This is a genomic window from Psychrobacter cibarius, from assembly GCF_904845955.1.
Classification (GTDB): Bacteria; Pseudomonadota; Gammaproteobacteria; order Pseudomonadales; family Moraxellaceae; genus Psychrobacter; species Psychrobacter cibarius_B.
Genome location: NZ_CAJGYX010000006.1, coordinates 122,888 through 137,754, shown reverse-complemented (window position 1 = coordinate 137,754; position 14,867 = coordinate 122,888). Strand labels below are relative to the sequence as shown.

Below are 14,867 nucleotides of genomic sequence, written 5' to 3'. Positions count from 1 at the left end.
AATGGACACAGAAATTGCGAAGTTACTGGACTCAAATTTTTTGACTTACCTGTTAGAAGATAAAAATATCGATGAAAACGATACCAATCTTATTGAACGGTTAACGGATCTGTTGGCACTCATCAATGATGATAATGTCGAATTAGTCATTACACCGTTACTAAGATATGAGTTTTTAAGAAAATTTGGTCAGAATGAGAGTGAAGATTTTAATAAATTTAGAGCAGCTGTTGAAGAGTTTACTTGGCTAGATATCAGCAAAGATGTGACGGATTTGGCGACTAATCTATACCGTTTAGACAAATATGAAGCGGACAGTAAAGGTATACCAAAGAACCTAGAAAAGCGAAAATTTGATGTCTTTCACTTTGCTACCGCCAAAATCAACGGTATTGAGCTACTATCTAATGATAAGCACATAGATCAAATGGAAGGTTTATACGAGCGTTATCAAGCGCTATAACTAACCCAAATAAACCCCACAACAACGCTTAAGCCTTTCACCTGAACCGCAAATACACGGCTGCTTTTGCGTCACAGACATTGAAACAGTCGGATCCAAAAAATACCAGTGTGCATCATTATTGATTTTGTCTGTCACCTTCACAAAGGCAGACAATTCATGATGCGCCTGCACTTTCTCTTCTAAATTACTTGCATTATTAGTTGGCTTGAAATAAGCCTTAAACTCAACTTGCGCATGGCGTTTGCCTAGCTTTGGCGTGTGCGCTACGATTTCTAGTCCTGCCCAATTCATCTCTTTTGCCCACGATTCAATCGCCTTGATATCCAACAAGTTTTGCTGTGCAGGTAGAGTGGTCTTGACGATATATTCTGGCTTAATCAACACAAAGGCACTATAGCGCGTGCGCATGAGACGTTCGGCTGTCTCCGCTTTTATACCCTCTGCTTTGCCAACCTCACCATTATAAAAAGCATCATTATAAACAGCCTCATGATAAGGCTGACAGCAATCTTTATACAGTAGTAGTGAGCTGATAGCGCTTGATGATGGATGAATTTGGCAAGGGCAAACGTGTAGATTAGGTTGCATGTTTTATTCTCATTTTTGCTTGGGTTTTACTGCTTTACCGTATCTTTATCGCAGCATACTTTTTATTAGTTCTGGCAATATGCCAACTTTTAGCTGTGCCCATGGTGCTGGGTCACGCAGCTGCTGCCAAAACGCATCAAATGGTGGGGCAAAATAGACCAACATGGCGAGCAGTGTATATAGCAATAAATACCACCACTTATCTTTAGGCTGATAAAACTTCATCGCTGTACCTGATGAGCGCTTCATTTTCATATTGGATAAATTAACACTATATAGCTCGTCCAATGTCAAATGCACTAGCGCGCCACCGAATAAAAATAAACCGTAAAACCAGCTTGGCGTTAATGGGAGGTGCAAAACGTAGTAGCTTAAATAAGTCAGCCCCAAACCCAAAATTGCCATATAAGGCACGGAGTGAATGACGCCGCGATGCACGGTCATGTTGGTAAAAATAGAGAAAACCACATAACGCATAAAGCCGTAGCCTGCTAGCCATAATGCAATCAGGGCAAGCAAACTCAGCTCACTGCGCCAATGCATGACCAAACCAAAGGCAAAAATAAATGAGGTGATATTAAACCCAAGTTTAATCGGTGTCGAGTTATCAGAATCCAAATCAGGCAGCAGCCCACCGATGGTGCCAAGCGCCACGCAAACTAAAAACCCCGAGTCATCAATCAATCCCGCTTTATAAACTGTCAAACTGAGTGTACCACTGACCATGAATGCAACATTCAGGTGGGTGTTAAAATTTGCCATAAAAACTCATCAATAAATAGCGCGCGAAACGATTGTTTCGAGGCGTTTGCCTAGCGGTAAAAAAGCGCACCATAATAGCATAGCGCAGCCAAACATCTAACAGATAAGGCTCGTATGCCGCGACTGGTTTACCCACTACCTTTGATTCTAATATTTCTTTGGAAAATATATTGATACTTAATAATAGAACGTTAAGCCCTTGTTACGTTTACGATTATGCCACGATTTGACAACGTCTAGACGTTAACAAAGCACCGCCGTTTTGTTATGGTAAAAGAGCGTTATTGTTAAGTCCTAAAGAGTCGCTTAGCTATTTTGTTAACTCAACTTTATATTCTACTGTGTCAAATAATAACGATTTTGAATGCAACTCGTACAATCATCTATCTAGCCACCAATCCTCAGCATTAACCTATAACCGTTTGGGCTTAGGATTTATAACAACGATAAGGAAGCTACCATGAGTGATATTTTTAATGTAAAAGACACCATTACGGTCGATGGCAAGGAACATGCCTATTACAGTTTGCCAAAGCTGACCGAAACTTTTGAGCACATCAGCAAATTGCCATTTTGCATGAAAATCGTCTTAGAAAACCTATTACGTAATGAAGATAATGGTCAATCTGTCGGCAAAAACCATATCGAAGCCGTTGCTAACTGGGATGCAGGCGCAGAAGCGTCAAAAGAGATCGCCTTTATGCCAGCGCGTGTAGTCCTGCAAGACTTTACTGGTGTGCCGTCAGTTGTCGATTTGGCAGCCATGCGTGATGCCGTGGTTGAGCTTGGCGGTAAAGCTGAGCAAATTAACCCATTTATCCCAAGTGAATTGGTGGTTGACCACTCTGTACAAGTCGATGCTTATGGCCGAGAAGATGCACTAGACTTGAATGAAAAAATTGAATTTAAACGTAACAATGAACGTTATGAATTCCCGCATTGGGGTCGTAATGCGTTTAAAAACTTTGTGGTCGTACCACCAGCGACGGGTATTGTGCATCAAGTTAACCTTGAATACTTAGCTCGTGTTGTAATGGCTGCTGATGTCAATGTTGATGGTAAAAGCGAGTTGACGGCTTATCCTGATACGGTATTTGGTACTGACAGCCATACGACGATGATTAACGGTATTGGCGTGCTTGGTTGGGGTGTCGGCGGTATTGAAGCGGAAGCGGCAATGCTTGGTCAACCGTCATCAATGCTGATTCCACAAGTGGTTGGCTTTGAGCTAAAAGGCAAACTTACCGAAGGCGTTACGGCGACAGATTTGGTATTGCGCGTGGTTGAAATGCTGCGTGCGCATGGTGTGGTTGGTAAATTCGTCGAGTTTTATGGCGAAGGCTTACACAGTATGCCACTAGCGGATCGTGCGACGATTGCCAATATGTCACCAGAATATGGGGCAACCTGCGGTATTTTCCCGATTGACCAAATGGCGATTGATTATTTGCGTCTATCAGGTCGTGAAGAAAGCCAGATTGAATTGGTTGAAAAGTATGCTAAGGCGCAAGGTTTATGGCACGATGCCGATACCCCAGCAGCGACTTATTCAAGTAAATTAGAGCTAGATTTATCATCAGTACAGCCCGCACTTGCCGGTCCGAACTTGCCACAGCAGCGTATCAATTTATCTGATATGCACGAAAAATTTGGCGAAACTTTAGAAAAAATGACCAAAGACCGCAAATCAGAAGTCGAAGGCAAGGTACGCTTTGATGAAGAAGGCGGCGAGCAAGAGCAAGCGGATAGACTCTATGCTAAGCCTAATGTTTTCTCTGACGTCAATATCGATGATAAGAGCCATAAATTGCGTGATGGTTCTGTTGTTATCGCAGCGATTACCTCATGTACCAATACCTCAAACCCTGCGGTGATGATTGGTGCGGGATTAGTGGCGAAAAAAGCCGCTGCAAAAGGTCTAAAAGCCAAGCCCTGGGTCAAAACTTCATTAGCTCCCGGTTCGAAAGTCGTTACCGATTATCTTGAAAAATCTAAGTTAATGGACGAGCTTGAAAAAACAGGCTTCTATTTAGTGGGTTATGGTTGTACCACTTGTATCGGTAACTCAGGACCACTCTTAGAGTCGATTGAAAAAGGTATCGAAGAAAAAGACTTAGTCGCTGCTGCCGTGTTATCAGGTAACCGTAACTTTGAAGGTCGTATTCACTCACATGTAAAAGCGAGCTACTTAGCGTCACCACCACTCGTAGTTGCTTATGCGCTGGCAGGTACGGTTGATATTGACTTAACGACGCAGCCGTTAGGACAAGATCAAGATGGCAAAGATGTCTTCTTAAAAGATATTTGGCCAACATCAGATGAGATCAATGAGCTGATTGCTAATAATATCGATGCGGATATGTTCCGCAAAAACTACGGTGAAGTGTTTGACGGTAGTGCCGCATGGAACGCTATTAGCTCAGCCGATAGCCAGTTGTATCCGTGGAGCGAAGCGTCTACTTATATTAAAAACCCACCGTTCTTTGATGGTATGACCATGGAGCCAGAAGGTATCCCTGATATCGAAGGCGCACGCATCTTAGGGTTGTTCTGTGATTCAATCACCACTGACCATATCTCACCAGCCGGTAATATCGATCCAGATTCGCCAGCAGGTAAGTACTTGCAAGAGCGCGGTGTGATGCAAGCCGACTTCAATAGCTATGGCTCACGCCGTGGTAATGATGCGGTCATGACGCGTGGTACTTTCGCCAATATCCGTATCAAAAATACCATGATGGCTGGCAAAGAGGGCGGCTATACTTATTACTTCAACGGCGATAGCGCCACGCTTCAAGACGGCGAAGAAATGGCCATCTATGATGCGGCAATGAAGTATAAAGAAGATAAGCGTCCGCTCGTGGTACTTGGCGGTGCAGAATATGGTTCTGGCTCTAGTCGTGACTGGGCCGCGAAGGGTACGATTTTGCTCGGCGTAAAAGCAGTATTGACCAGCTCGTTCGAACGTATTCACCGCTCAAACCTAGTCGGTATGGGTGTCTTGCCATTAACCTTTAAAGACGGTGAAAACGCAGAAACTTATAATCTAGACGGCTCTGAAGTGCTTAGCATTACAGGTCTAGATAATGGCGAGAGCAAGACCGCCAAAGTCACGGCCACACGTGCCGATGGTTCGTCTGAGAGCTTTGATGTCAATGTCATGCTCCAGACGCCAAAAGAGCGTGAGTACGTGCGTCATGGTGGCGTGTTGCACTATGTGCTACGTCAGTTAGCTGCTGAGAGCAAAAACGCAGCGTAATAGTCAATTGAGCTTAGAATTATAAAAAGCCCAATCCCAGTTAAATTAGGGGATTGGGCTTTTTTATTATCTGGGAAAAGGGAAACACGTATCTGAAAATCTATTCCAATGATCTATCTAAAGTTTTCATTCCAGCTCTCCTTAAATATTAGACCTCTTGCAAAAGTAGCAAAGAGATTTAATATAAGAAACACATCCACAACTGGCTAGGAACCATGCCAAACATAGATAAACTACTCAAAAAAAATGATGCAGGCTTTAAACGCTATACAGGCATTCATAAAGCGACCTTCCATGAAATGCTGGATGCTATGCAGCAATGTGAAGCACAAAAGACTAAATCAGGTAGACCAAGCGTGCTTAGTCTTGAAGAACAAATACTACTAGCACTTACTTATTGGCGTGAGTATCGAACGCTGTACCACATCAGTATGGACTTTGGCATTCATGAGTCGTCTGCCAGTCGTATCATTCGTAAAGTAGAAGATGTTCTTATTGATTCAGGCAAGTTTGAACTGCCTAAAAAGCTGCCTAGTAGAGTCGATGACGATATTAATTGGACAGTCGTCATCGTCGATGCCACTGAAACCCCAATTGAGCGTCCAAAAAAAACCAAAGAGAGTACTACAGCGGCAAGAAGAAACAACACACCTTAAAAGCGCAAGTGATCGTCCACTGGAAAACAGGCTTAATATTAGATATTCAAACGTCCAAAGGGTCAGTGCACGATTTTAAGCTGTATAAAGATACTTGTCCTGACTGGCTTCCTTGTGACACTAAACTATTAGCCGATAGTGGCTATCAGGGCATTGCAAAGTTACATGAACAAAGCTTCACCCCCTTTAAAAAGCCACGTGGTGGTCAGCTGTTAGCGCTCTGCAAACAAGCCAATCACTATCTGGCTAAGTTTCGTATTATGGTTGAGCACAAAATAGGCTTAATCAAGTTGTTCAAAATCGTGGCTCATAAGTATCGCAACCGTCGTCAGCGTTATGATCTTAGAATGAAGCTATTCGCCAGTGTTGTTAATTTCGAGCTTGGTTTATGACTTTTGCAAGAGGTCTATTGTATTTAAGAATGCTTCTTTATCGATGCTGCCGTCATTGTTTAAGCAGGTCTTATCGACAAAAAGATAATTCGTCCAACTGATATCAGGAGACAGTTCATTGATTTCATTTACGATATCAACTTCACTAATTTCAGAGAAATCTCTAATAACAAGTTTTTGTGCCAACTCTAAAATGCGACTTTTTGTTTTATACTCATGAGAATTTGGATACTCAGAAATTTTATCAAAAAATTTCTCATAATTGATACTTAAGTCTTCGTTTACATATTCCTCACTCCAAAATATATAGTCACTCCAAAATGGGTCAGGAGACAGTTTGTCTAGTTCATGCTTTATTGCTACTTGCCTTGACTCTGAGCATGGAGTATTAATTAACTCTTCAAGTAATAAAGTGATTTTTTGCTTAGTATCATCGTTCATGATTATTTCCTCTGCTATTTATTCCAATGTTTTCAACCTTTCTCAGTCAATAGCCTAATTCCCAAGCCAATAAATACCACACCGCTTATCTTGTTTAAAATGGCTTCGATAGAGGGTTTTTTTCTCAGGTTTTCACTGAATTTTGACGCCAATAATGCTAAGCACAAGCACCATATAAAGCCAGTGACAGCAAAGGTCAGTCCTAAAATGACGAACGACACCATGCTATAAGCATAACTGGCATCGATAAACTGAGGGAAGAACGCCAAAAAGAATAATGCAACTTTTGGATTAAAGGTATTAGTGAGCACACCTTGCTTATATATTTGCCAGTGATCTAAAGGCTGAACGGGCTTTGGCTTCTCATCATCCTGCAAACTCGCGGCTATCAAAGGCGGTTGTTTACTTATGAGCATTTTGACGCCTAGATAGCACAAATAGCTGGCACCAATATATTTTACGAGCATAAATGCTGTAGGGGAGTTAGCCAACAACACGGATAATCCTAGCGAAGCCAGTAGCGTATGCACCAAAATGCCTGAAGTAATACCCAACACAGAATAAAACCCTGCCGTTTGCCCCTGCGAAATACTACGGGTAATGATGTACATGCTATCCGTGCCTGGGGTCAGGTTTAACAAGATAGCTGCCATGATAAACCCTAGATAGTTCTCAATCCCGAACATGGTTAAAACGTCCTTATGTTAAGCCTAAAAATTTGTATGTTATAAAATATTTATACATTCTATAAAATTCTTATAAGATTGATGGTAGCGAGGATTGTAAGGGTTGGCAATAGAATAAATCATTCAATAAATACTGATATTAAAAACCATAAAGTAGGTTATGGCTTCAGTCTTTATCGAAATCAATAAAACGTAAATATCTTATAAAATCGCAGATACCGCAATGTGAACTCTGATAAGATATCAGAGATTAATAAGACATTTGTTGATAATGAGGATTTGAGATGAAACGTTTGGCTTATACCATTGCTTTATCTGTTTTTGCTACGACGGTTGGGATAAATGCCGCGCATGCCGAGAGAGTTTGCAAAGTAACAGATCCGACGGGTACTCCATTAAATATTCGTGATGAACCTAATGGCAAGATTATTAATAAGCTGCGTAATGATCGCGAGGTGTATGTCACAGATACCACTTATGATAATAAAAACCGTCCATGGGTGTATTTAGAAGGCTATTATAAGGGCGAATACAGGCATTGGGGCTGGGCGATTAGAGAGTTTGTCTCTTGTTATGATCGTTGATATATTAATTTCAGCTTATCCAAACCATAATGAACTGGATATAACAAAACCAACAGACATAAAAAAGCCCAGTCACCGTATGATGACTGGGCTTTTTTATTGTTCGCTTACTAGTCTAACCTGATGCTAAGCAAAAGTGCTAGTAAGTGACGCCGAATAGTGGCGTCCCCAGGGGGATTCGAACCCCCGTTACCGCCGTGAAAGGGCGGTGTCCTAGGCCTCTAGACGATGGGGACGCATAGAGTGTTATAACCAATGGTTACAACGGTACTGCACAATATCAGATAGCTTACAAGTAAGCATTGCCTAGGTGCTGATATCGTCCTACTAGCGAGTACTTAAAGTTACGTTTCAGTAGTACTGAGCGTTGCTATAAATAAGTATGGTGGAGCTAAACGGAGTCGAACCGTTGACCCCTTGCATGCCATGCAAGTGCTCTACCAACTGAGCTATAGCCCCTCGCTAAGAGTGTGCGTATTTTATGCAAGACCGACAGTCCTGTCAACTACTATTTTAAAAATAATGCATAAATATGCAAAAAAAAGCGTTTTAGCCTATTTTAAGGGCCTAACAAGCCCAAATCAGCGTGGATTTTGCTTAAGAGAGATCTCTTTGATGGCTTTATCCGTATAAAACTCTTCTTCGGTACAATTAGAGTTACCATCAGAGAATATAATTACACAGCATTCAGTAGGGATATATTGACCCCCTTTTTCTCTGACGGTTCTGATACCTTTGAATCCAGTGATGTCAAACTGGCTTAGTTTATCTAGATTATGATTGGTATAACCACAGTAAGTAGTATATATCCATTTCAAATCTTCGAAATCTTGACCCTTTGTCAGGGTAAGCTTTGCATCAAAAAGCTCTTTTACGATGGCATCATAATATTTCTGCGCTTCTTTGAGCGTGTTAAAGACATAATCTTTGCTTTCTATCGTGACGGTTTTGGCGGTCATGTTTGTTTCCAATTAAAAGATTTGATAAAGGATGTTTAATAGTTGAAGGGTAGTAGTACCTATTAATGACAAAAAAAGGGTCAGAATTGACCTGACCCTTTTTTCTTCAAAAACTTTCAACCAATTTATTACTCAGCTGCCAAACTATTCTACTGCCAAAAAATCTGGTAATTCTGCCGCTTGTTTCTCAAGTTTTTTCAGTTTCTTTTTACCCAAACCGCCAAGTACGTCAACTGCATGGCGCAAGCGAGTCAAGGTCATATCAGCGCCGATAATCGCCATAGAATTCATGACGGGCGTCGATGAGGTGCTACCAGCGATAGCGATAAAGAACGGTGCCATAAAATCACGCATCTTGATATCGAGGTGAGCCGCAAGACCTTTTAAGGTGGCGTAGATATTTTCTTCCGTCCACGTCGGTAAGGTCTCTAACTGCCAAAGCGCCAGTTGTAGCATCTCAGTAATTTGCTCAGGGGTGAGCGATTTATGGGTAAAGCTTTCGGCTGTGATAGCAGGTAAGTTTTGGAAATAAAAGCCACCCCAATTAACCGCATCAGACAACAGCTCAATACGAGGCTGAATCGCCGCTGCGATAGCCGTCAGCTTGTCACTGTTATTTGCCCAGTCAAGGATTTTATTTTTTAGCTCTTCAGGCGTTAATGCACGTAACCATTCTGCGTTGAGCCAGTTCAGTTTTTCGATATCGAAGATAGGGCCGCCAAGGGACACACGCTGAATATCAAAACTACCAATCATTTCTTCTAGGGTAAACTGTTCAGCTTCGTCAGGCATCGAGTAGCCCATACGACCGAGGTAGTTGAGCAGCGCCTCAGGCAGCACGCCTGCATCACGATAATAGGTGATAGAGGTTGGGTTTTTACGCTTAGACAGTTTTGATTTGTCTGGGTTACGCAGCAGTGGCATATGGCAAAGCACCGGCATCTCCCAACCAAAATACTCATAAAGCAGCTGGTGCTTGGGCGCAGAGTTCAGCCACTCTTCACCACGCAACACATGGCTGATGTCCATTAAATGGTCATCGACAACGTTGGCTAAATGATAAGTCGGCATGCCGTCTGTTTTTAGCAGCACTTGCATGTCGACTTGTGTCCAAGGAATCTCAACCGTACCGCGTAACATGTCATGTACTTGACAGACGCCTTCGGTAGGCACACGCATACGAATGACATGCGGTTTGCCCTCACTGACCAATTGCGCAGTTTTCTCAGGGGCTAAATGGGCACAGCGACCGTCATAACGTGGCGTTTCACCATTGGCCATTTGCGCAGCACGCATGGCATCGAGCTCTTCACTGGTACAAAAGCAGCGAAACGCATGGTCGTTTTCTATGAGCTGTTCGGCGTGCTTTTTATAAATATCACTACGCTCACTCTGACGATAAGGCGCGTGCGGGCCACCAATATCTGGACCTTCCGCCCAGTCGAGACCGACCCAACGCAGCGCATCCAAAATCATTTTTTCAGATTGTTCGGTTGAGCGCGTTTGATCCGTGTCTTCGATACGCAAAATAAATTCGCCGCCGTGGGCTTTAGCAAAAGCTAAATTGAATAGGGCAATATAAGCGGTGCCGACATGCGGAAAGCCAGTAGGCGATGGCGCAATACGGGTACGGACAGGGCGTGTGCTGTTATTTGAAGTCGATGATTGCATCATAAAATTCTCAGAATAGGCTAGTTAATGAATATGGCAGTGAAAAATGAAAAAATAGCAGTGAAAAATGCTAATGATAAATATGAATGACAAGTTTGAATAAAAAATACGGCACAAACAATAGCCGTCAATGTAGAAAAAATAGCGTAAAATATAGCGCTAGTATAACAGAGAGATGGAATATTTTTAACGAAATGCCCGTCTAGCGCTTGACTACCCGTGTATCCTTGCGATAATAATGTTAGACAAGTCATAACTTGTTTATTTTCATCTGATTTTTCACTCTTACTGACCAAAATGGTCGTCATCTACTGAGTCGTTTGTGTCCATATTGAATAATAAGCCAAAAAATACGCCGAATACTAAGCAAGATTCTAAAATGAATCCTTCTTTAGCCACTGTTAATGCTGCATCAGAGGCTGAGCTGTCTGCTGTGGAAAACGATTGTGTGGTAGAGAATGACTCTACTAATCAGCCGACGCAAGAGTCTGTCACTGATAAAGCCAACTCTGATGAATTGAGCTTTGTTCATGATGCGGTGCTGTTACAAGAAACCGTTGCAGCAGTGCTGGGTGTCAAAGCGCTCCCAAAGCAAACAGACGATGCAGAACAAAGCAGTGACAACCAAAATAGCTTGCAGATGAGTGGCATCTACGTTGATGCAACCTTTGGGCGTGGTGGTCATAGCCGACTACTATTAAGTCAGTTGGCCGATGACGCAACCTTGATTGTTTTTGATAAAGATCCAACGGCGATTAGCGTCGCGCGTGAATTGGCAAAGACCGATAGTCGCGTGAAAGTGGTGCACGATAGTTTTGCGACGTTGACGGATAGTCTAGCGGCAATGGGTATCATGCAAGTTGATGGCTTAATGGCAGATTTGGGTATTTCATCGCCGCAAATTGATGATGGCAGTCGTGGTTTTAGTTTTATGCGCGACGGGGCGGTCGATATGCGTATGGATACCAGCCGTGGGCAGTCGGTCGCTGAGTGGCTTGAAAAAGTCGATGATGAAACCTTGGCCAATGTGCTTTATGATTTTGGCGAAGAGCGCCATAGTCGCCGCATCGCCCGTGCTATTAAGCAGATGGACAGTTATGACTCTACTTTGGCAGTGGCTGAAGCGATTAAAGTGGCGCATCCTAATTGGCAGCGCGGTAAGCATCCAGCGACTCAGAGTTTTCAGGCGATGCGCATTTTTATTAACAATGAGCTTGGCGATGTTGACGACTTTTTAGAACAAAGTATTCCGATTTTGAAGGCAGGCGGGCAGCTGGCAGTGATTAGTTTTCACTCGTTAGAGGATCGCCGTATCAAGCAGTTTTTGCAGCGTCATAGTAAAGGGCAATATCCAGAGGATGAGAATTTGCCGATGCCGCCCAATCGTCCACGCTACTTTAGCAAGCCTAAACGCGTGGGTCCAAGCAAAGCTGAAACCAGTCAAAACCCACGCGCGCGTAGTGCGTGGTTGCGTATGGCGACTCGTACTGATACCGACTATCTACCCAGTGTCGAGCAATAACACAGGTAGCGTGATGTTATAGAGAGGGTGTTTGGCTGAGTTGCTGGTGATTGGTTGCCGTCAATTAAGTAGGATAGAAAGTCTGAATACTTACGCGGCTGTTAAAAATCTGTAAACATTATCTGCTAGGCTCGGCTGTTCCTTTTTCGTTTGGTTTTACTTTATTGATGGTTCTGTACAAAGCGTCTTACCGCTCTAAAACAGTTGCCAATTTTCATACTTGAAGTCCACTTTTTGAGAGCGTCATGGCAATATCTGACAAACCCGCAAACCGTCGCGCTGCAATGCCGCATAACACCGATATCGGCGAGCTATTTGTGCGGCGATTTAATGTGGTTAGTATCTATGTAGTGGTGCTATTGCTGTTAGCAGTGGCGATTGTGTGGAGCGGTATCAAAACAGCCGAAGGCGTTCAGCAATATCATCAGGATTATAAAACCTTGCAAGACATGAAAAAACAAGAGCGTAATCTGCAAGTCGAACATCAGCGTTTGCTCATTGAACAGCAGACTTTTAGTGCGACGCCGCAAATCGCTAGCCGTGCGGTGGCTGAACTGGGTATGTTTTCACCGACGCTAAAAGATAAGCTCATTATCCAACCGGGTGTTGCCACAGCACAGGTGCCAGTCGTCGATACTGACTCAGATGAGAATAAGTCTGACGTTATCGAACCACGAGCTGCTACGGATATATCGCCTGACGCTCTTATCACCGATGCCACGGTAGCGGAGGCAGGACAATGAGTGATAAAAAACCTAATGCCAATAGCGGTAAAACGACCTCAAAAAATGCGAATAAAAAGCCAACTAGCGGTAAGGTGACTAAGCCCTTACGTCCTGCCAGTGCAGCCAAATCGGGACAAACAGGCAGTACGGCTGCAAAAAAATCCTCTGGCAACCGTAAGGCTAAATTGTTTGATCGATTGAAAAAGAGTGAAGAGCAAGGTGCTTATACCAGTGTCAAAAACCTGAAAAATAAAAGAGGATTTTTGGGTAAAGCATCTGGCGCTTCCTCTCGCGGCGGTTTTGAGCAAGACAAAAACCGTTTCCGTACTATTTGGGTCATTGCATTGGTTGTCTTGGGTTTGCTGATAGCCCGTGCTTATTATTTACAAGTTGCCAATGCCCAGTTTTATCAAGACAAAGGTGATGAGCTCATCACTAGCGTACGCACGCAAAAATCCTATCGCGGTATGATTACCGATCGCAATAATTTGCCACTTGCAGTCAGTGCACCACTGGCGACGGTCTCCTTTAGTCCGCATGATTACGCGCGCGAATATTACGAGCTTAAGCGTATTATTATCACCAATCCTGAGAGTCCACAGCTGGTTGCGCGTATGCAAAAGCGTTTGGATAATATGGATCTGACCACGCTTGCAGCTGCTGCGAATATTTCGGTCACTGAGCTGAAAAAAGTTACTGCTATCGATGACAGTATTGATGTAACCGATGAAGCAGCAGTTAAAGCAGCGCTGCCATCGGGTGCAGGCTCGCACTATTTGCCGCTACTGAATAAAGTAACGCCTGAGATTGCCCAAAGTGTCAGCACCCTTGATTTTCCTGGCGTCTATGAAAAAAACTTTTTCCAACGTTATTACCCGCAGCCACAACCAAACTCGCAGCTATTGGGTTTTATGGGTCAAAATGTCAGCGATCCTGAAGGTGGTTACGAAGGTCGTGCTGGTATCGAACGCCAATATGAGACTGAGCTGGCAGGTGATGATGGCAAAGTGTTGGTGCTAAAAGACGCCAAACAAAACAGTTTAAAAGAAATTAAACAGATTGAACCAGAAATACCAGGTAAAGATGTGGCGTTGACCATTGATTCGCGCTTGCAGTATTTGCTTTATAAAGAACTAGAGAAAGCAGGGCGTTTGCAAAAAGCGCGCTGGTCAACAGGCATGATTGTTGATGTGCAAACGGGTGAAGTGCTTGCCTTGTCAACATGGCCATCTTTTAATTCTAATAACCTGAATGAGATGACTGGTGAAAACCAACGTAACCGTGCGCTGCTCGATGTCTTTGAACCCGGTTCAGTCATGAAGCCATTCACCGTTGCAGCGGCTTTAGACTCAGGAAAATATACCGCCACTACCTTAATCGATACCAATCCTGGCTCTATTCGTGTCCGTGGTTATACCATTCGTGACCATAATAATTTAGGGCGGATCACGATGGCAACGCTATTACAGAAATCTAGTAACGTCGCCTCGACTAAGATTGCTTTGTCTTTACCAGCTGATGGCATTACCAATATGCAAAAGCAATTTGGTTTTGGTTCAAAGACACCGCTACAGTTCCCAGGGGAAGGCAGTGGGCTGGTTGTCACACCAAAAGAAAAAGAAACATCAAGACGTGCAACGGTTAGTTATGGTTATGGTCTACAGGTAACATTGGCTCAGGTCGCGCAGGCTTATTCGGCGCTGGCGGCAGGCGGTGTGATGCACCCATTGACCCTTATTAAAGATGACAAGCCGCAGCCAAGCAAGCGTATCATGGCACACGAGCAAGCGATGTCTATCGTACAAATGATGGAAAGTGTCACCGAACCGGGTGGTACGGCTAAAGGTGCTGCTATTGACGGTTATCGCGTCGCTGGTAAAACAGGGACGTCGCGCCGTATCAATCCAAAAGGTGGCTACTATACTGACCAATACCGCAACGTTTTTGCGGGTATGGCGCCAGCATCCAACCCTAGGCTGGTCGGCGTGATGCTCATCGAAGACCCGCGTGGTCAGATTTATGCTGGTTTAACAGTCGCGCCAGTCTTTCATAATGTCATGAAAGAGGCGCTGCGTTTATACAATGTACCCTTAGATAAGCCGTTAAAAACGGAAGATTTATAGGCTTAAACGTAAGTTTTTTTAATGTTCAGTTTT

Annotated in this window: 14 protein-coding genes and 2 tRNA genes; 8 read left to right on the top strand and 8 right to left on the bottom strand. The window is 43.5% G+C overall.

The features are described from left to right. Position 1 precedes the first annotated feature (1 nt). Positions 2-463 (top strand): type II toxin-antitoxin system VapC family toxin, encoded by a 462-nt coding sequence (locus JMV76_RS12225; RefSeq protein WP_201502875.1) that lies wholly within the window; start codon positions 2-4, stop codon positions 461-463. Here JMV76_RS12225 and JMV76_RS12220 read toward each other — a convergent pair whose 3' ends face one another. Beyond that, complete coding sequence (locus JMV76_RS12220) at positions 464-1,054, bottom strand: YchJ family protein (RefSeq protein ID WP_201502874.1); 591 nt, start codon at positions 1,052-1,054, stop codon at positions 464-466. 45 nt (positions 1,055-1,099) lie between these two features. After that, entirely contained in the window at positions 1,100-1,816 is a 717-nt protein-coding gene (locus JMV76_RS12215) for a metal-dependent hydrolase (RefSeq protein ID WP_201502873.1), read from the bottom strand. A gap of 460 nt (positions 1,817-2,276) precedes the next feature. Here JMV76_RS12215 and acnA point away from each other — a divergent pair, with 460 nt between their 5' ends. The 3 genes from acnA to JMV76_RS12200 all read left to right on the top strand — a co-directional run bounded on the left by acnA (position 2,277) and on the right by JMV76_RS12200 (position 6,123). After that, a complete protein-coding gene (gene acnA / locus JMV76_RS12210) occupies positions 2,277-5,075 on the top strand; it encodes an aconitate hydratase AcnA (protein ID WP_201502872.1) in 2,799 nt (932 codons plus the stop codon). Between the two features lie 215 nt (positions 5,076-5,290). Then, the gene (locus tag JMV76_RS12205; protein ID WP_193007402.1) at positions 5,291-5,731 is read left to right on the top strand and encodes a transposase family protein; all 441 of its coding nucleotides are present in this window, start codon (positions 5,291-5,293) and stop codon (positions 5,729-5,731) included. Positions 5,732-5,739: 8 nt separating this feature from the next. Then, complete coding sequence (locus JMV76_RS12200) at positions 5,740-6,123, top strand: transposase family protein (protein ID WP_244656536.1); 384 nt, start codon at positions 5,740-5,742, stop codon at positions 6,121-6,123. Here JMV76_RS12200 and JMV76_RS12195 read toward each other — a convergent pair. Together JMV76_RS12195 and JMV76_RS12190 are read right to left on the bottom strand one after the other, a co-directional pair. Next, positions 6,118-6,564, bottom strand: a complete 447-nt coding sequence (locus JMV76_RS12195; protein ID WP_201502871.1) for a hypothetical protein — start codon at positions 6,562-6,564, stop codon at positions 6,118-6,120. The genes JMV76_RS12200 and JMV76_RS12195 overlap by 6 nt on opposite strands. A 32-nt stretch (positions 6,565-6,596) precedes the next feature. Continuing rightward, positions 6,597-7,250, bottom strand: coding sequence for a LysE family translocator (locus JMV76_RS12190; RefSeq protein WP_193007543.1), 654 nt, complete (start codon positions 7,248-7,250; stop codon positions 6,597-6,599). Positions 7,251-7,534: 284 nt separating this feature from the next. Here JMV76_RS12190 and JMV76_RS12185 point away from each other — a divergent pair, with 284 nt between their 5' ends. Further along, positions 7,535-7,834 (top strand): hypothetical protein, encoded by a 300-nt coding sequence (locus JMV76_RS12185; protein WP_201502870.1) that lies wholly within the window; start codon positions 7,535-7,537, stop codon positions 7,832-7,834. A gap of 160 nt (positions 7,835-7,994) precedes the next feature. Here JMV76_RS12185 and JMV76_RS12180 read toward each other — a convergent pair. The 4 genes from JMV76_RS12180 to gltX form a co-directional block, all read right to left on the bottom strand. Continuing rightward, positions 7,995-8,070 (bottom strand) — tRNA-Glu (locus tag JMV76_RS12180). A 147-nt stretch (positions 8,071-8,217) separates the two neighbouring features. Then, a tRNA-Ala gene (locus tag JMV76_RS12175) sits at positions 8,218-8,293 on the bottom strand. Positions 8,294-8,415: 122 nt separating this feature from the next. After that, entirely contained in the window at positions 8,416-8,793 is a 378-nt protein-coding gene (locus JMV76_RS12170) for a hypothetical protein (protein ID WP_201502869.1), read from the bottom strand. Between the two features lie 144 nt (positions 8,794-8,937). Beyond that, complete coding sequence (gene gltX / locus JMV76_RS12165) at positions 8,938-10,467, bottom strand: glutamate--tRNA ligase (RefSeq protein WP_201502868.1); 1,530 nt, start codon at positions 10,465-10,467, stop codon at positions 8,938-8,940. Between the two features lie 319 nt (positions 10,468-10,786). On the opposite strand from gltX, the gene rsmH reads away from it, so the two are divergent. The 3 genes from rsmH (at position 10,787) to JMV76_RS12150 (ending at position 14,834) form a co-directional block, all read left to right on the top strand. Beyond that, a complete protein-coding gene (rsmH, locus tag JMV76_RS12160) occupies positions 10,787-11,986 on the top strand; it encodes a 16S rRNA (cytosine(1402)-N(4))-methyltransferase RsmH (protein ID WP_227690365.1) in 1,200 nt (399 codons plus the stop codon). A gap of 245 nt (positions 11,987-12,231) precedes the next feature. Further along, positions 12,232-12,729 carry a cell division protein FtsL gene (gene ftsL / locus JMV76_RS12155; RefSeq protein ID WP_201502867.1) on the top strand — a complete coding sequence of 166 codons (498 nt, stop codon included), beginning with the start codon at positions 12,232-12,234 and terminating at the stop codon, positions 12,727-12,729. Further along, entirely contained in the window at positions 12,726-14,834 is a 2,109-nt protein-coding gene (locus JMV76_RS12150) for a peptidoglycan D,D-transpeptidase FtsI family protein (RefSeq protein ID WP_201502866.1), read from the top strand. Before ftsL ends, JMV76_RS12150 begins: the two co-directional genes overlap by 4 nt. The last annotated feature ends 33 nt before the right edge of the window (positions 14,835-14,867 follow it).

Coding starts and splice junctions, on each gene's coding strand:
- JMV76_RS12215 (WP_201502873.1), bottom strand. CDS start 1,816: ATGGCAAATTTTAACACCCACCTGAATGTTGCATTCATGGTCAGTGGT.
- JMV76_RS12225 (WP_201502875.1), top strand. CDS start 2: ATGGACACAGAAATTGCGAAGTTACTGGACTCAAATTTTTTGACTTAC.
- JMV76_RS12150 (WP_201502866.1), top strand. CDS start 12,726: ATGAGTGATAAAAAACCTAATGCCAATAGCGGTAAAACGACCTCAAAA.
- JMV76_RS12195 (WP_201502871.1), bottom strand. CDS start 6,564: ATGAACGATGATACTAAGCAAAAAATCACTTTATTACTTGAAGAGTTA.
- JMV76_RS12185 (WP_201502870.1), top strand. CDS start 7,535: ATGAAACGTTTGGCTTATACCATTGCTTTATCTGTTTTTGCTACGACG.
- JMV76_RS12205 (WP_193007402.1), top strand. CDS start 5,291: ATGCCAAACATAGATAAACTACTCAAAAAAAATGATGCAGGCTTTAAA.
- JMV76_RS12190 (WP_193007543.1), bottom strand. CDS start 7,250: ATGTTCGGGATTGAGAACTATCTAGGGTTTATCATGGCAGCTATCTTG.
- JMV76_RS12220 (WP_201502874.1), bottom strand. CDS start 1,054: ATGCAACCTAATCTACACGTTTGCCCTTGCCAAATTCATCCATCATCA.
- JMV76_RS12170 (WP_201502869.1), bottom strand. CDS start 8,793: ATGACCGCCAAAACCGTCACGATAGAAAGCAAAGATTATGTCTTTAAC.
- gltX (WP_201502868.1), bottom strand. CDS start 10,467: ATGATGCAATCATCGACTTCAAATAACAGCACACGCCCTGTCCGTACC.
- acnA (WP_201502872.1), top strand. CDS start 2,277: ATGAGTGATATTTTTAATGTAAAAGACACCATTACGGTCGATGGCAAG.
- ftsL (WP_201502867.1), top strand. CDS start 12,232: ATGGCAATATCTGACAAACCCGCAAACCGTCGCGCTGCAATGCCGCAT.